Annotated in this window: 16 protein-coding genes and 1 tRNA gene; 10 read left to right on the top strand and 7 right to left on the bottom strand. The window is 61.6% G+C overall.

Annotated elements, in window-relative coordinates; all coding sequences use genetic code 11:
- Positions 1 to 71: 71 nt before the first annotated feature.
- Positions 72 to 716, bottom strand: coding sequence for an NYN domain-containing protein (locus tag VIO10_RS10455; RefSeq protein ID WP_331963403.1), 645 nt, complete (start codon positions 714 to 716; stop codon positions 72 to 74).
- Positions 717 to 869: 153 nt separating this feature from the next.
- Between VIO10_RS10455 and VIO10_RS10450 the strand changes: the two genes are divergently transcribed.
- The 9 genes from VIO10_RS10450 to VIO10_RS10410 all read left to right on the top strand — a co-directional run bounded on the left by VIO10_RS10450 (position 870) and on the right by VIO10_RS10410 (position 7944).
- Positions 870 to 957, top strand: a tRNA-Leu gene (locus VIO10_RS10450).
- A gap of 129 nt (positions 958 to 1086) precedes the next feature.
- Positions 1087 to 1782 (top strand): hypothetical protein, encoded by a 696-nt coding sequence (locus tag VIO10_RS10445; protein WP_331963401.1) that lies wholly within the window; start codon positions 1087 to 1089, stop codon positions 1780 to 1782.
- A complete protein-coding gene (locus VIO10_RS10440; protein WP_331963398.1) occupies positions 1779 to 1943 on the top strand; it encodes a hypothetical protein in 165 nt (54 codons plus the stop codon). Before VIO10_RS10445 ends, VIO10_RS10440 begins: the two co-directional genes overlap by 4 nt.
- A 244-nt stretch (positions 1944 to 2187) precedes the next feature.
- A complete protein-coding gene (locus VIO10_RS10435) occupies positions 2188 to 3228 on the top strand; it encodes a rod shape-determining protein (RefSeq protein WP_349259244.1) in 1041 nt (346 codons plus the stop codon).
- 54 nt (positions 3229 to 3282) lie between these two features.
- Positions 3283 to 4131 (top strand): rod shape-determining protein MreC, encoded by an 849-nt coding sequence (mreC, locus tag VIO10_RS10430; protein WP_331963395.1) that lies wholly within the window; start codon positions 3283 to 3285, stop codon positions 4129 to 4131.
- A 5-nt stretch (positions 4132 to 4136) separates the two neighbouring features.
- Positions 4137 to 4643, top strand: a complete 507-nt coding sequence (gene mreD, locus VIO10_RS10425) for a rod shape-determining protein MreD (protein ID WP_331963392.1) — start codon at positions 4137 to 4139, stop codon at positions 4641 to 4643.
- 23 nt (positions 4644 to 4666) lie between these two features.
- Positions 4667 to 6553 carry a penicillin-binding protein 2 gene (gene mrdA / locus VIO10_RS10420; RefSeq protein WP_331963389.1) on the top strand — a complete coding sequence of 629 codons (1887 nt, stop codon included), beginning with the start codon at positions 4667 to 4669 and terminating at the stop codon, positions 6551 to 6553.
- Positions 6554 to 6569: 16 nt separating this feature from the next.
- A complete protein-coding gene (gene rodA, locus VIO10_RS10415) occupies positions 6570 to 7676 on the top strand; it encodes a rod shape-determining protein RodA (RefSeq protein ID WP_331963386.1) in 1107 nt (368 codons plus the stop codon).
- Positions 7677 to 7698: 22 nt separating this feature from the next.
- Positions 7699 to 7944 carry a hypothetical protein gene (locus VIO10_RS10410; RefSeq protein WP_331963383.1) on the top strand — a complete coding sequence of 82 codons (246 nt, stop codon included), beginning with the start codon at positions 7699 to 7701 and terminating at the stop codon, positions 7942 to 7944.
- A gap of 9 nt (positions 7945 to 7953) precedes the next feature.
- Here the strand turns inward: VIO10_RS10410 and VIO10_RS10405 are convergent, their stop codons facing one another.
- From VIO10_RS10405 to VIO10_RS10390, 4 genes are all read right to left on the bottom strand, one after another.
- The gene (locus VIO10_RS10405) at positions 7954 to 9294 is read right to left on the bottom strand and encodes an ammonium transporter (protein WP_331963380.1); all 1341 of its coding nucleotides are present in this window, start codon (positions 9292 to 9294) and stop codon (positions 7954 to 7956) included.
- A gap of 182 nt (positions 9295 to 9476) precedes the next feature.
- Positions 9477 to 10664 carry an acyl-CoA dehydrogenase family protein gene (locus VIO10_RS10400; RefSeq protein ID WP_331963377.1) on the bottom strand — a complete coding sequence of 396 codons (1188 nt, stop codon included), beginning with the start codon at positions 10662 to 10664 and terminating at the stop codon, positions 9477 to 9479.
- 171 nt (positions 10665 to 10835) lie between these two features.
- Positions 10836 to 11285: a DUF6941 family protein gene (locus VIO10_RS10395; RefSeq protein WP_331963374.1), complete on the bottom strand. Its 450-nt coding sequence runs from the start codon at positions 11283 to 11285 to the stop codon at positions 10836 to 10838.
- Between the two features lie 89 nt (positions 11286 to 11374).
- On the bottom strand, positions 11375 to 12676 hold the full coding sequence (locus tag VIO10_RS10390; RefSeq protein WP_331963371.1) for a C69 family dipeptidase: 1302 nt from the start codon (positions 12674 to 12676) through the stop codon (positions 11375 to 11377).
- A 149-nt stretch (positions 12677 to 12825) separates the two neighbouring features.
- On the opposite strand from VIO10_RS10390, the gene VIO10_RS10385 reads away from it, so the two are divergent.
- Positions 12826 to 13563, top strand: a complete 738-nt coding sequence (locus VIO10_RS10385) for a YkgJ family cysteine cluster protein (RefSeq protein WP_331963368.1) — start codon at positions 12826 to 12828, stop codon at positions 13561 to 13563.
- A 2-nt stretch (positions 13564 to 13565) separates the two neighbouring features.
- On the opposite strand, the gene VIO10_RS10380 is transcribed toward VIO10_RS10385, so the two are convergent.
- The gene (locus tag VIO10_RS10380; protein WP_331963365.1) at positions 13566 to 14156 is read right to left on the bottom strand and encodes a peroxiredoxin; all 591 of its coding nucleotides are present in this window, start codon (positions 14154 to 14156) and stop codon (positions 13566 to 13568) included.
- A 63-nt stretch (positions 14157 to 14219) separates the two neighbouring features.
- Positions 14220 to 15146 (bottom strand): branched-chain amino acid transaminase, encoded by a 927-nt coding sequence (locus tag VIO10_RS10375; RefSeq protein WP_331963362.1) that lies wholly within the window; start codon positions 15144 to 15146, stop codon positions 14220 to 14222.
- Positions 15147 to 15324 lie beyond the last annotated feature (178 nt).

The raw sequence follows: 15324 nt of genomic DNA, 5'->3' as shown, positions 1-15324 counted from the left end.
CGCTTGCTCGGGTACTTATCCCCGTCACGCAAGTACGGTAGAATCCAACTGACGTGACAGATGGCCAAGATTCAACGGCAGTCGTCAAACCAATCGGACCTTAGGTGAATGAAGGAATTTGCGACTCTGGCAAGTTCGGCTCCATGGCCAGATGGTGGACAAGCCGCATAAACTTTCTTCGCAAGGCTCTGCCGCACGAACTCCACAGCCTTCGTATAGTCTCCGTCGGCGGACAAGATGTACGCTGCGTCATATTCGTTCCGCATCGCCATTACCACTAGATCAACGGCAAGGTGAACATCGACCGCTTTTTCGACCCAGACCACCGTCTTTTCGTGCCTTTTTCCCAAATCAATTAGGTCTTTGAATACCTGCGGATCGATTTTTGTCTTGAGTGCATGCACGTAACCAAGCAATTCCTTGGCCGCTTCGCTTTCGGTTTCGCGAGGCTCGATTCGTCCAAAGTGAACGGTTATTCGTGAATCGGTTTTCTTTAGAGCATCGGTGAATTTCCGCTGATCCGCATAGACTTTAGCTCCCTGCCGCTGATCAACTTGGCCGATGTAGTATCGGGTACCGGCCCAATCCCGTGAAGGCCCGATTAACTTCTGTGAGATTTTGGCATAGTCGAGGTGAAAGAGATCGGTTATCCCCGAACTCTTGAGGTAGTGGTACCAGTTGTTGCCGTCTATGAAGAGAACAGCTCGATCCGACATCCCCGCTATCCCCAAAAAAAACCCCGGCGTGTGGCTTTCGCCAGACCCCGGGGGCGTAAAAAGACTGCCTCCCGTAGAAGGCAATCCAAACTCATTACCGCACGACAGCGACTCGCTTGCCGCGCTTCGCTTGGGGGCGTAAAATCATTTGCGGGGAAGTTGGCCGAATGGGTATATGGCACTGGTCTCAAAAACCAGCGAGTCCCATGGGGCTGCGGGGGTTCGAATCCCCCTCTTCCCGTCTTTGATGAGAATTAGCGCGATTTTAGGGGGGCTGTAAAGATACGCGGAATTATGTTATCAATCAACCACTAGGGAGTGTGCTTTGCGTGCAAAGCAAGTAGCTAGCTAGCATGCCAAGAGGCCAGAAATGAGCCAGATCAAAACCCTGTTGCAAAAACATCAGGAGGAACGGGCCCAATTAGAACGCGATTTTCAGACCAAACGGGGAAAACTCGACTTTCTGATTGAAACCCTAGAGGCTGCCCTTTCTGAAGCCACTCCCGCGCGGCGAGGTCGTCGAAAAACCGGTCAATCTGTTGCTGATTTAGCAGAAAAAGTCCTTGATTCTCGACCAGAAGGAATGTTCATACCCGCGCTCTTGGGCGAACTCAAAAGGCTTGGATACGAAACGCAATCAAAGAATGAACCCAATACAGTCAATGCTCTTTTACACAGGGAGAAAGACCGTTTTGTCCGCATAGAAGACCGTTGGATTCTAAAGAAATATCAGGCAACCGTACAGACGCAAGAGCACAAACAAATTTCGGCAGACGAATCGGCCTCTATTGATGCGGCTGAACTTCCCGCTTTCCTTATCAGTATTCTTGCGGACGGAAAGGGACGGAGCACAGAACAACTCGCTAAAGAGGCTGCCGCACGCGGCTGGCAATTTGGAAAGAAGAGTCCGAATCGCGTCGTTCATTTCGGACTAATCAACGCAGCAAAACGAAAACTCGTCGAGAGGCGCAATGGGATTTGGTACAAGCTCCCCAGGCACCTCGCCGCAGTTGAGCGAACAGCGGTTGCTCGAATGGAGCCTGCGCTGTTAAGCAAGGCTCGATGAAGACAATGAAGCAACAGAAGAAACTCAGGCTGTTCACTCTGGCTGATTTTGAGACGGTTCTTCGGGCCGCCGTCGCACCGTTGACCTCTGCTACCGACCGCAACTTTTCGAGAGCGACCGCCAACGCGTCGAATACCTCTTCTTCCTCTACGGAAAACTAACCGCGCCTCTCATCGCCCCCGCCAAGAAAGGCCGGCGAAAAGCGCACTCAAACTAGGACACGACCCCGCTTGCTTGCCTGTGCCGCCCGTCCTCTGTTAGCGTGTCGCGCAGCGGTAGTCTGACGGACCCAAACGTCTCCGCCAGAGAATTCTTCAACATTTGGGCCGCGTCTTGGGGTGGTATTCGGGCCGGGTCCCGGTTGTGGCATCCAAGCCTGAGCCGGGCGGGCAAGGGGCAAAATTCGTGATTCTCAATTCGATTTTCGGCTGGTTCTCCAACGATCTCGCGATCGATCTTGGCACCGCCAACACGCTCATCTACGTCAAGGGCGAAGGCATCGTTTGCAATGAGCCCTCGGTCGTCGCGGTGCAGAAAGATTCGCGCGGCTCGCGGCGCGTGCTGGCTATCGGCTCCGAGGCGAAAAAAATGCTCGGCCGCACGCCGGGCTCGATCGTCGCCATCCGCCCGCTCAAAGACGGCGTCATTGCCGACTTCGAGATCACCGAGAACATGCTGCGCTACTTCATCCAGAAGATTCACTCGGGCAAGACCCTGGTGCGTCCGCGCCCGCGCATCGTCATCTGCGTGCCGTTCGGAATCACCGCGGTCGAGAAGCGCGCGGTGCGCGAATCGGCCGAGTCAGCCGGCGCGCGCGAGGTCTATCTGATCGAGGAGCCGATGGCGGCCGCGATTGGCGCCGGCCTTCCCATCACCGAGCCGACCGGCAACATGATCGTCGATATCGGCGGCGGCACCACCGAGGTCGCCGTGATCTCGCTGGCCGGCGTCGTCTTCTCGCGTTCGGTGCGGGTGGCGGGCGACAAGATGGACGAGGCGATCATCCAGCACATCAAGCGCAAGTACAATTTGTTGATCGGCGAGCGCACCGCCGAGCTGATCAAGATAACCATCGGTTCGGCCTACCCCGGCAACGAGATTCAGACCATGGAGATCAAGGGCCGCGACCTGGTCGCCGGCGTGCCCAAGATTATCGAGATCACCGATGAGGAGATTCGCGAGGCGCTGATGGAACCGGTGCGCCAGGTCGTCGAGTCGGTGCGCATCGCGCTCGAGCGCACGCCGCCGGAACTCGCCTCCGACATCGTCGACAAGGGAATAGTGCTGGCCGGCGGAGGCGCTCTGCTGCGCAACCTCGACGTGCTGCTGCGCGAGGAGACCGGACTTCCGGTTACGCTGGCCGACGATCCGCTGACCGCGGTCGTGATGGGTGCGGGCAAGGTGTTGGACGAACTGTCGCTGCTGCGCGACGTGACCGTTGACTGATCGACTCGCCGGATATCCCTGGAAACTTGAGCCGGCGCGTCGGGCCGTATTGACGTGAGAAGCAGCTTCCTCTGGCGTAACCGCGTGCTGATGACCAGCGCCGCGCTGCTCATCGTGTCGCTTCATCTGATCTCGACCGGAGTCCATCCCGGCGATCTCGCGGCGCGTCCGGAGTCCGCATTTTTGGAAATCATCAGTCCGGTTGACGCCGCGTTTACCCGTCTCAGCGACGGCGCTTCATCGATCGTCACCGGCTACCTCGACCTGCTTCACGTGCGCGAGGAAAACGCCCGCCTGCGCAACGAGCTGGCGCGGGTCAAGAGCGATCGCGCGCGCCTGGCCGAGCTCGAGGTCGAAAATCGCCACCTCGGCGAGCTGCTCGATCTCAAGGACGTGCTCGGCGCCAACGCAGTTGCCGCCAACGTGATCGGCAGCGACGCCACCGGCCTTTCCCGCACCCTGGTTCTCGCCTCGGGTTCCAGCGCCGGACTTCGTCCCGGCATGGCCGTGCTCGCCAACCAGGGCGTGGTCGGCAAGATCATCGCCGTCAGTCCGCACGCCTCGCGCGTGCTGTTGATCGACGACCACAACTCCGCGCTCGACGGCTTCGATCAACGCTCGCGCGCGCGCGGAATCGTCGCTGGGCTGGTCGATGATGGCTTGATCCTGAAGTACGCCGATCGCTCGCAGGACATCCGCATCGGCGACACTATCGTGACCTCGGGCCTCGATGGAATTTTCCCGCGTGGCCTGCTGGTCGGTACGATCAAGAGCGTGCACCATGGAGGGCCGGGCCTGTTCCTTGGCGTAAGGATCGAACCGACGGTCGATTTTCGCCAACTCGAACAGGTGCTGATCGTCACCCAGCCGCCGCCCCACCTCGACGACCAGGCCAAGGACTGACGGATTTGCGCCTCATCCTGCTGTTCGCGGCGTTCGTGGTGCTGGGATTGGCGTTTCAGTCCGCGGTCCCGCACCTGATTTCGTTTCGCGCGCTGATTCCGAACCTGATCATCATACTGGTGGTCGATCTCGGCCTGCGCCATCATGGCGTCCTGCCCGCGATGCTGGCGTTCGCGATAGGCTACGCGACCGACGCACTCGCCGGCGCGCATCCCGGCCTCAACGCTTTCATGATGACGATGGTCTTCCTGGTGAGCTACGAAATTTCGACCCGGCTGATGGTGACCAACGCGTTGGTCGGCGCAAGCGTGGTGTTCTTTGGCGTGATCGCGACCGCTCTGGCCACCGTTGCCTTCGCCGACGGGTTCAACGCGCTTGCCGACACCGGCTCGATGCTTGGGGGACTGACGCTCGAGGCCGCCGTCTCCGCGCTAGTCGCGCCGCTCATCTTTTCGATGCTGGCCGCAAGCAAGCGGATGACGGGATTGCCTGTGAGAGCGATGCGCGAATAGATTGTAAGTTTGGGAACGCATCAGTGGCGAAGTTCCACATTCCTAAAAGCAATCGGCCTGTTCCGCTGCTGGAACCGCGAATCGCGGCGTTGACCGCCGTGATGTTTGTGATTTTCGGGCTGGTCTCGGTGCGCCTGTACTACCTGCAGGTTCTGCATCACCGGGAAAATGTCGAGCTGGCCGATCGCAACCGGATTCGCATCCAACGCGTGCCCGCGCCGCGCGGGCTGGTTTTCGATCGCAATCACCGTCCGCTGGTGGATACGAAGCCGTCGTTCGACGCGCAGCTGGTGCCCGAGGATTCCGACAATCTTTCGCTCACGATCGAACGGCTCGAGCGCTACACCGGCGCAGGTCAAATCGCCGACAAAATTTCCGACGCCGACGACGAAGGCCGCCCGCCCTACGAGCCCGTCACCGTCGCCGAGCGTCTTGGATGGCAACAGGTGGTGGCGCTCGAGGCGCACCAGCTCGAACTGCCCGGCGTCAGTCTCCAAATCACCCCAGCGCGGCATTACCTGTACGGCGAGCTCGCCGCGCATCTGCTCGGCTACGTCGGCGAGGTGACCAAGAACGATCTGATCCAGAAGGCCGACTACCACATGGGCGACGAGATCGGAAAATTCGGCCTCGAGCGCGTGTGGGAGAGTTCCCTGCGCGGCGACGCCGGCGGACAGGAGATAGAAGTTGACTCCGTCGGGCGGCGGCTGCGCGTGCTCAAGGAAATTGCCGACAAGCCCGGCGAAAGCATCGTCATGACCATCGACCTCAATCTCCAGCAGGCCGCGGAGCAGGCGATGGCCGGGAAGAACGGCGCCTTCGTCGCGCTCGATCCGAGAAACGGCGACGTGCTGGCGATGGTTTCGCATCCAGCCTTCGACCCCGACATCTTCGGCGGCGGCGTGAAAGCGTCGGCGTGGCGCGAACTGGCGACCGACCCGAACCATCCGCTGCAAAATCGCGTCATCCAGGGAATTTATCCACCCGGCTCGACTTTCAAAATCGTCGATTCGATCGCAGGACTCGAGGAAGGCACGCTGAGTCCTGAAACTGCCTACCATTGCCCGGGCGGGTTGTGGTTCGGCGGACGCGAGTATCATTGCTGGCGCCATCAGGGCCACGGCACCATCGAGCTGCACGACGCGATCGTGCGCTCGTGCGACGTTTATTTTTACAACGTCGGAGAAAAGCTTGGCGTCGATCGGATTGCGAAATGGTCCAATCAGCTCGGACTCGGAATCAAGACCGGCATCGATCTCGATCACGAGAATCCCGGCACCATCCCCTCGTCGGCGTGGAAGCTCAAGCGCTTCCACGAGCGATGGTATCCCGCGGAAACGCTCTCGGTCGCCATCGGCCAGGGTTACGTCGCAACCACACCGCTGCAGATGGCGCAGGTCGCCGCCCAGGTCGCCAACGGCGGCATCCGCTATCGGCCGCAATTCGTCAAGTACGTCGAGGGACTCGACGGCAATATCGCCAAGTCGTATCCGCCGGTGATCGAGAACCGGATCAAGATCGATCCGGACGCCCTCGAGATCGTCAAGGACGCGATGGCCGACGTCGTCAACGGCGCCGGCGGTACCGCGCACAGAGCCCATCTCGACAATGTCATCGTGTGCGGCAAAACCGGGACCGCTCAGGTCGTCGGCAGCAATGCTCCGGTCGGCGAGAGCGAGGCAGAGGACAAAACACCCGAACAGTTCAAGGACCATGCATGGTTCATCGCGTTCGCGCCAAAGGATCATCCGACCATCGCCGCCGCCTGCATCATCGAGCACGGCGGTCACGGCGGCAGCGCGTCGGCGCCAGTGATTCACGACGTCTTCCAGCGCTACTTCCAGCTCAATCCTCCCCCGCCCAAACCTGAAATAGCGCGCGTGCTCGAAGACGCCTCGCCATCTCAATGACAGGAGTGCGGCCCTGATGGCGGGCGGCGATCGCAGGTTCATACTTCATTTCGACTGGACGCTGTTCATCCTGGTTTTTGCGTTGGCTGGAATCGGGCTGGTCAGCGTCATCAGCGCGTCGTACGCGGGTGCGCATCGGACCCTGGACCCGCTGGTAATTCGCCAGTTGATTTGGATCGCGGCCGGAACAGTCGCAATGCTCATCGCGGTCCTTGTCGACTATCGAGCTCTGCAGGCCTACGCCTACCCATTTTATTTGCTGGTGATCGGTCTTCTGATCGCGGTAATGATCTCCGGCCACGCCACCGGCGGCTCGCGCCGATGGATCAATCTGGGCGCCTTCCATCTCGAACCCTCCGAGCTGGCCAAGCTCGCCGTCGTGCTCGTGATGGTGCGTTATCTGCGTGCGGATCCGCCGAAAGGCGGATGGGGCCTGCGCCATTTGATCATCCCGTTCATCCTGCTCGGCATCCCCGCCGCACTCGTGCTCAAGCAACCCGACCTCGGCACGGGACTGATCCTCGTGCTGATCACCCTTACCCTGATTTTCGTGAGCGGCCTGAATTTGCGCACGATGCTGGTGCTGGCGATGGCCGCGATGCTCGTGGCTCCGCTGAGCTGGCACTATCTCAAGCCTTATCAGCGCCAGCGCCTGGTCAGCTTCATCAATCCGCAGGCCGACCCGCTCGGCTCCGGCTACCACATCATCCAGTCTGAAATCGCCATTGGCGCCGGAGGCCCATTCGGCAAGGGATTTCTGAAAGGTACGCAGGCGCGGCTGAATTTTCTGCCCGAGCAGAGCACCGATTTTATTTTCGCGGTTTTCGCCGAGGAGTTCGGTTTGGCCGGCGCGCTGGTTTTATTGACATTGTATGCGGGCGTGATTGCGCGTGGCGCATGGATTGCGCGACACGCGCGCGACCGCTTCGGCGCGTTGCTTGCGGTCGGATTGACGGCGATCGTCTTCTGGCAGGTGGCGGTCAACATCGGGATGGCGACCGGGATGCTGCCGGTGGTGGGAATCACGTTGCCGTTGGTGAGTTATGGCGGTTCGTCGCTGATTGCGATGATGGCGGCGATGGGCATTCTCATCAGCATCAACATCCGCCGCTACCTGTTCTGATTTCTTCGATGAGGTAAAGTACGTGGCTCACAAAAAAAAGTTCACCGATCCGACCGACATCGAAATCATCGAAATTCATGTCCGCTTCGTCGAGGCGATGGAGAACGTCAGGCTCGAAACGATCAGCCCCGAGATGAAGCAGCGCTATTTGGCGATCATGAAATCGCTGACGGAAAAACTCGCCATGCCGAGCAAGCCGCTGCATGAGATTCTGGGCGAGATGATGGCCGAGGTCGGCCCGCTCATCTTCCAGGCGATGCAACGCTAGCGGGTGCGCTCACGCTTCGAAGGCGTAAGCTGCCTCTTCATGCTCGCTGAGATCGAGTCCGACCTGCTCCGCTTCGCCCACCACGCGCAGCCCGACCAGTGCGTCCGTCACTTTCAGCAGAATCATGCTGCCGATGAACGAAAACGCCATGCTCGCGACGACGGCTGTCGCCTGCACCAATAGCTGGCGCGGATTTCCATAGAAGAGACCGTTGGCGCCGGCCGCGTTGACCAACACGCTCGCAAACAGCCCGGTCGCAAGCGCGCCCCATATTCCGCCGACCGCGTGCACGCCGACCACGTCGAGCGCATCGTCGTACCCGAACCGCGACTTCATCCGGACCGCGCTGTAACAGAGCGCGCCTGCAACCGCGCCGATGATTATCGCCGGGATGGGGCCGACGTACCCCGACGCCGGAGTTATTGCGACCAGCCCCGCCACCGCGCCGCTCGCCGCGCCCAGCACAGTTGGCTTGCCGCCGACCCACCATTCCGCCGCCACCCAGGTCAGCGCTGCGGCCGAGGCGCCAAGATGGGTCGCGACAAATGCGGACACCGCCAGGCCGTTGGCCGCCAGCGAACTCCCCGCGTTGAACCCGAACCATCCGACCCACAGCAGTCCCGCGCCGGTGATGGTCAGCGTCAGGTTATGCGGTTGCATCGGCTCGTGCGGGAAGCCGCGGCGCGGACCTACCATCAGCGCGGCGGCGAGTGCGGCGACGCCCGACGAGATATGAACTACCGTGCCGCCGGCAAAATCGAGCGCGCCCATTTGGTGTATCCATCCGTCAACGCCCCATACCCAGTGCGCCAGCGGATCGTAAATCAAAGTGATCCAGAGGATGCTGAAAACCAGGAACCCCCTGAATGACATTCTCTCCGCGATCGCGCCGGTGATCAGTGCGGGCGTGATCACGGCAAACATGCACTGGTAAATCATGAACGCCTGATGCGGCACGGTCGCCGAATAGGCGGCGTACGGCTGGGTGGCGCTGACGCCGCTCAGTCCCGCCCACGAAAGTGCGCCGACCAAACCGCTGCCGGGCGCGAACGCGAGGCTGTAGCCGAACAGCACCCATTGAATCGACACGATCGCGACCAGGATGAAGCTCTGCATCAACGTCGAGAGCACATTCTTGCGCCGCACCATCCCGCCGTAAAAGAGCGCGAGTCCCGGAATCGTCATCATCAGAACCAGCGCGGCGCAGAGCAGCAGCCATGCGGTGTCGGCGCCTTCGATTTTTGGCGCGGCGGGAATTTCCGCGGCCGCCGGCGACGCGAACGCCAGACACAATGCCACGCTCAGCACGATAGGGTTGCGCGCGAGCGAGCGGATCGATTTCGGAACCATCTTCGAAGCCTCCGGGCTTGCGAGAGCCTTGGGCGGTCAGCCTTCGCAGCTCTCAGTTGCGAGTGAAGCTGCCTGACTTTTCCGGAAAAAACAACTTTTCATTTTGCAATACGGATGGTGCGCAAGAAAAAGAGGCGAATCAAAATGAACCGCCTCCTTGCGAAGTCGCTATTGTGGGATTCTCAGCCCTTGGGAAGCAGCAGGATGCGCTCGCCGATCATGTTCTTCTGCACCGGCGAGGTGCCACCCGCGATCGTTATCCCCTCCGATCCTAGAATCCGGCGCATCCAGTCGCCCTCGGGCGCCAGCGGCGTATGGCCCTCGAGCAGCGCGTACTCGCCGAGCAGCCGCGTGACGAACTTGGTCATCCGCTGGCCCAAGTCGGTCGAGAGCAGCTTGGAAATCGACGCTTCGGGTCCGGGCTGCTGACCCTTGAGGCGCTTGGAGAGGCTGCGCAAGCCGTTGTACTTCTTGGCGGTCGTTTCGATCGCGAACTGGGCGATTTGCTGGCGGATGTCGTTATCCTCGGCTGCCGGCCGGCCATTTATCTCCGCGGCCTTGGCGATCTGAACGAGTGCATGGAGCATCTGTTCGGTGCCGCCGAGCGTCTCGCCGATTCCGAACCGCTCGTGCATCAGGGTCGCAACCAGCACCTGCCATCCCATGTTGAGTGGGCCGAGCAGGTTTTCCTTGGGTACGCGCACGTCCTCGAAAAAGATCTCGTTGAACTCGCTGTCGCCGGTGATCTGCTTGAGCGGACGCACGCTCACGCCGGGCGATTTCATATCGACCAGCAACGCGCTCATCCCCTTGTGCTTGGGCAGGTCGGGATCGGTGCGCACGAACAGCTGCACGAAGTCCGAGCGATGCGCGATCGTGGTCCAGACCTTCTGGCCGTTGACGATAAACTCGTCACCCTTGAGCTCGGCCCGGCACTGGATAGACGCGAGGTCCGAGCCCGCACCCGGCTCCGACATCCCCTCGCACCAAATCTCGTCGCCGGCGAGGATCGGATTCAGGTAGCGCTTTTTTTGCTCGTCGGTTCCCCATTGCATCAGCGCCGGCCCGGTCATGATCACGCCCAGCACGTTGCATCCCATCGGCAGGTTGAGGCGGCCGAGTTCCTGCTGAAAGATGACCTGCTCGATGAAGGTGGCGCCGCGGCCGCCGTATTCCTTGGGCCAGGTCAGACCGGCCCATCCCGCGGCGTAGAGCTTTTTGTGCCAGGCCTTGAGCCGATCCCAGATTGCGTCGTCGCCGCCGATTTCGAGGTCGTCGCTCCTGCCAAGAGATTGAGGGCGATTCTCTTCAAGCCAGCGCCGCACTTCCATCCGATAAGCGTCCTGTTCGGGGGTCCAGGTAAAATCCATTTGGCTCGAAACTCTCCTTTTTCTTTTTCAATACTCGGAGCTGAAGTGCCCTACCAGGTCAGTGTGGCTGGATACTGGAGTATCTCTTGAGTAGCGCCCATGCGGACCGCGGAGCAAGCCCCGCGCGTGCGTCGGAGGCGGCGTTGTTTGGCTGCCGCCCCGCGACGGCGCTCAGTTGCCGCGCTCTGGCAGAGAACCCTCGGGCGCGAACTGCACCTTCTGACCGGTAAAGATTGCTTCGAACGATAGTTGAGTCTTTGCGGAACCGGCCGTCACGACGATCCCGTAGGCGCCTGGGTGGGGAAGAGGCATGTTGATGGTGATGGCGACGGGTAATTTCACTGACGCCCCTTTGGGGAAATCCGGAGCGAGCTGGCCAGTTTCCACCTGGCCTTTCATTTCCGGGATTATTGCAACTCCGGCCTCGTCGGTAACTGCAACGTTCAGCGGGTATTTGATGCCGACTTCATTGGAGGTGAAACCAAGGCCCAGCGCAACGGCAAGATGAACTGGCGCCGGGTAGTTTGCCGCTCGGAACACGTTCCATCCGCCGCCCAGCACAAAGATTTTGCCGCCAACCGCTTGGGCCGCATCGGCGAGCAAAGCATATTCGATCTTCATCTAGTACCTCCACGCGTCATTGGTAGCGTATGCCCGATAGCATACGTGAATGCCATCGCTGTCAAGCAACGGAGACTCGCACGCTTGCACTAAGGAGGCGCGGCGCGGGTGAGTTCGGATTCGGCGGCGGACTGCGCGTTCAGGACGCGGACGATATTCTGCGCCATGAAGCTGCCGAGCAGTTTCTCGCGCGCGGCGGAATCGAGTTTGCGCGCCCGGTGGCCGACCTCGGCGCCGTGCTCGAGCATCGCGGCCTCGAGCGGCCGAAAATGCTTCCATGCGATCGGCGCCAGGCGCTCAGGCGCGATAGCGACGAGGTCCTGAATCTTCTTAAAGCGCCACCATGGCGAGTCGGACGAGGCTCTTTCACCGCCGGCGGCCAGAACCGGAGGGAGCGTCCCGGCCACGAACAGCGGAAACGCGATCGCGGTGCATGGCGCGGCGAGCGCCGCCCATAGCACGGGGATTGTGTCCGCGCCGGGCGGCGGGAGTTCGGCGACCATGCTGGCCGTCGTGCCCGCGGTTGAGCCGTGCATGCATAGCGTCGGAGAAGCGTCGCGTTCGGCGGGGTCGCCGGCGGGAGGAGTCTCGCCACGCGCGCCGTGATCGCGGATTATCGCGAGCATCTCGCGGACGGTGCGGCGGCCGTTTCGCGAGACCAGTTCGCGACTGCGCGCCAGGCGTCCGCGCGCAGTCAGCGGATCGTCCGCGTCCTGGTTCGAATATGCGGCGGCGAAGTCGAACGACGATTCGCCGCCGCACCATCCCCGACCGCGCGCATAGCTTTCTACCTCAGGCGAGCCGAAGCCCGCCGTGTCGATCGTCAATCGATTCGAGATGCACGCGCGATCGGCGACGCCGCGCGCGGTCCATTGGCGGCCGGAACTTTCGAGCACGTAAGCGTCGGCGTGGTCGGCGATGATGAATCCGCCGCTGTAGCGGAAATCAACGTCGTATAGGGCGGCGCCGCCCTGCCCGTAGCGTTCGATCAACGCGCCGATAATTTCGGCCGCTTCGCGCGCGGTCTTCGAGCGCTCCAGCCCGAGGCGGACGAGATCCATCCCCAGCAAGCCCGTCGCAGGGAGTATCTCGCGCGTGAGCACGGCTTCGTTGCCGATCGCGACCCCGTACTCGTTCAGCCCGTGTTCGAAACCCCAAAGCCAGAAGGGACGCGAGCCGAGCACGGCGGCGGTCTCGCGCACTTGCGGGATTTCGAGGTACTGGGCTTGGACGGTCGCGCCTTGGGGATGGACGCGGCGCGCCGACTGAAACAGCGGCTGGCATTCGCGCGGCGGGCGGTCGGAGTTTTTGGCCAGGATGGTGGCGCCGGCGCGCGTGTGCGGCGCGAGCACGACGATGGTATCGCAGGAAGGGGTACTTGATGCGGCCATGAGGAACGTAATTGTAGTGAAATCCACCGGCAGAGGTGACCCCTGCAACAAATGTTGAGAGAAGATGCGGGCAGAGTTTATCCTGAGTACTCGAAGGACCCTGTTAGAACAGGTAAGTGAGAACAGGCGCCGGGGTATTCGCAAATCAGGTGAATCGTAAGAGCCCATTTTCGTACATCTGCAACGCCTGCGGGCGATGCTGCCATGACAAGGTGATCACGCTGTCGCCGTATGACGTGCTGAGGCTCGCGCGCGCCGCGGGTATCACGACGCGCGAGGCGATCGCTCGTTACACGATTCGGCGCGGGTCGATCCTGAAGTTCACCGGCGGCGGCGCGTGCGCCGCGCTGGAAGGCGCGCGCTGCGGCGTCCATCGCGGACGCCCGCTCGCATGCCGGCTCTACCCGCTCGGAATTGAACATGGCAAAGACGGAGACGGTGAAAAATTTGTGACGCTCGAACCCGCCGCAGGCTCGCTTGGCGTGTATGGCGCCGGCGGCGCGGTGAATGACTTCCTCGACGCGCAGGGCGTCGCAAAGTATCTCGAAGCGAACGCCGGCTGCGCGTCGTTGATGGCGGTCTTTCGCGAACGAATCGCGGCGATGGCCGATTTCGATCGAGTCGAGCCGCGCGAGTTCTGGCGCCGCGCCGTTCGCGAGGCGCTGGCCGAGTCGGGCTACGACGCTAATCCGCTGATCGACGCGATGTTCGATGCGGACGCAGTCGGATGCGCCGGCGTCGGTGATGCAGAAACGATCGCGGCGCATATTGAACGGCTTGCGCAGATGATTCGGCGCGAGTCGAATGCGGAGTTGCTCGCGGCGGCGGCGGTGATGCTCGCGGTGAGCATCGGATATTCGCCGGGCGAGGCGACGGGGTCTCGGTAAGCTCAGTGCGAGGCCGGAGCCGCCGCGCTGGCTGGCGCGGGAGGGGATGCGTTGGCTACGCCCAGGTCGTTTAGAATTTCGATGGCGTGGGTGGAGGGATCGACGCTCGGATAGACTTTCAGGATCTTGCCGTTCTCGTCGATGACGTAGGTAATTCGCCGATCGAGGCCGAGGATCGGAATGCCGTTTGCGGCGCCGTAGGCGGTCGCAATCTGCTTGCCGGGATCGAGCAGGAGCGGGAAAGGCAGACCGTTTTTGCGGATGAAATCCTTGTGCGATTCGGCCGAGTCGATGCTGCATCCGAGCACGACCAGGCCGGCGTTGGTGTAGCGCGCGTAGCCGTCGCGGAATGCGCACGCCTCTTTGGTGCATCCCGAGGTTTCGTCCTTGGGATAGAAATAGAGGATGACTTTTTTGCCGTGGAAATCGGCGAGCGAGACCGGGGCTTCCGTTTCGCCGGTAACCATCTGGGTGGTAAACGGCGGCGCGATCTGTCCTTCCTTGAGCAACTCGGCGCGAGCGATCCGCGGGCGTAGCGCGACGGCGACGACGACCACAACGATTGCGATTGCTGCGACGGTGAACATTTTCATCCGAGTCTCCCTCCGTTCGGGCTCAACTGCGAGCGCGCGGCTGGAAAGTTCCCGCGATCCAGATCAGATGTAGTATAGCCAGTCGCGGTAGCGCGGCTCGCGTCCGTGCAAAGCGGCCTGGAACACCTGCTGCACCCGGGCTGTGATCGGGCCGGGCTTGCCGGGGCCAATCTTGCGATCGTCGAGCTCGACGACCGGAGTAACTTCGGCGGCGGTGCCGGTCATGAAGGCCTCATCGGCGATGTAGAAGGCGTCGCGGGCGAAATTCTCCTCGCGCACCTCGATGCCGGAATCGTGCAGAATCTTGATGACGGCGTCGCGAGTGATTCCCGCCAGCACCGACGTGAGCGGCGGCGTGCGCACGACCCCGTCGCGAATCACGAAGACGTTCTCGCCGCTGCCCTCGGCCACAAAGCCTTCGGTGTTGAGCAGCAGCGCTTCATCATAGCCGCTGCGGCGGGCCTCATAGCCGGCGAGGATCGAGTTGACATAGTGGCCGGTGGCTTTAGCCGCGGGCATCATCGAGTTGTGATGGAATCGCACGAACGATGACGTCTTGAGCCGCACGCCCTTGGCGACGCTGTCCTGGCCGAGATAGGCGCCCCATGGCCACGCGGCGATCGCGACGCGAATTTTGTTGCCGCGCGCCGAAAGTCCCATCTCACCTTCGCCGTAAAACACCAGCGGCCGGATATAGCATTCGGCAAACTTGTTGATCCGCACCACATCGGCGCATGCCTTGAGCAGTTCCTCCTGGCTGTACGGGACGGTCATCTCGACGATGTGGCCGGAGTCGATGAGGCGGCGGATGTGCTCGCGCGCGCGGAAAATCGCGGAGCGGCCGTCGTCGCCCTTGTAGCATCGCATCCCTTCGAACACCGCCAGGCCGTAGTGCAGGCTGTGGGTGAGGACGTGAACGGTGGCCTCGTCGTACGGGACCATCGCGCCGTCCATCCAGATTCGATCGGAGCGCAGATTGTTCGCGGCCATGGTGGATTCAAAAGTAATCGAAGCACCGTAGTTAGTCGATGGGCCGCCCCGCGCGGTATCGCGCGCGCGGCGAACCGATCGACGCCGTCGCGGGTGGCTAGTCGCGGCGACTGGGATCCGGCGATGGAGGCGGATTCAGATCGCCCGACGGCGCGGTGCCGCCGTGGCGCGGGCGGCG

Source organism: Candidatus Binatus sp., assembly GCF_036567905.1.
Lineage (GTDB): Bacteria > Desulfobacterota > Binatia > Binatales > Binataceae > Binatus.
Note: the sequence above shows the minus strand (reverse complement) of the source record. Positions and strands in the feature narration are given on the sequence as shown.

What these genes read in the sequence shown, in the direction of transcription:
- VIO10_RS10455 (WP_331963403.1), bottom strand. Translation starts at nt 716, where the DNA reads ATGTCGGATCGAGCTGTTCTCTTCATAGACGGCAACAACTGGTACCAC.
- VIO10_RS10445 (WP_331963401.1), top strand. Translation starts at nt 1,087, where the DNA reads ATGAGCCAGATCAAAACCCTGTTGCAAAAACATCAGGAGGAACGGGCC.
- VIO10_RS10440 (WP_331963398.1), top strand. Translation starts at nt 1,779, where the DNA reads ATGAAGACAATGAAGCAACAGAAGAAACTCAGGCTGTTCACTCTGGCT.
- rodA (WP_331963386.1), top strand. Translation starts at nt 6,570, where the DNA reads ATGGCGGGCGGCGATCGCAGGTTCATACTTCATTTCGACTGGACGCTG.
- VIO10_RS10405 (WP_331963380.1), bottom strand. Translation starts at nt 9,294, where the DNA reads ATGGTTCCGAAATCGATCCGCTCGCTCGCGCGCAACCCTATCGTGCTG.
- VIO10_RS10400 (WP_331963377.1), bottom strand. Translation starts at nt 10,664, where the DNA reads ATGGATTTTACCTGGACCCCCGAACAGGACGCTTATCGGATGGAAGTG.
- VIO10_RS10395 (WP_331963374.1), bottom strand. Translation starts at nt 11,285, where the DNA reads ATGAAGATCGAATATGCTTTGCTCGCCGATGCGGCCCAAGCGGTTGGC.
- VIO10_RS10390 (WP_331963371.1), bottom strand. Translation starts at nt 12,676, where the DNA reads ATGGCCGCATCAAGTACCCCTTCCTGCGATACCATCGTCGTGCTCGCG.
- VIO10_RS10380 (WP_331963365.1), bottom strand. Translation starts at nt 14,156, where the DNA reads ATGAAAATGTTCACCGTCGCAGCAATCGCAATCGTTGTGGTCGTCGTC.
- VIO10_RS10375 (WP_331963362.1), bottom strand. Translation starts at nt 15,146, where the DNA reads ATGGCCGCGAACAATCTGCGCTCCGATCGAATCTGGATGGACGGCGCG.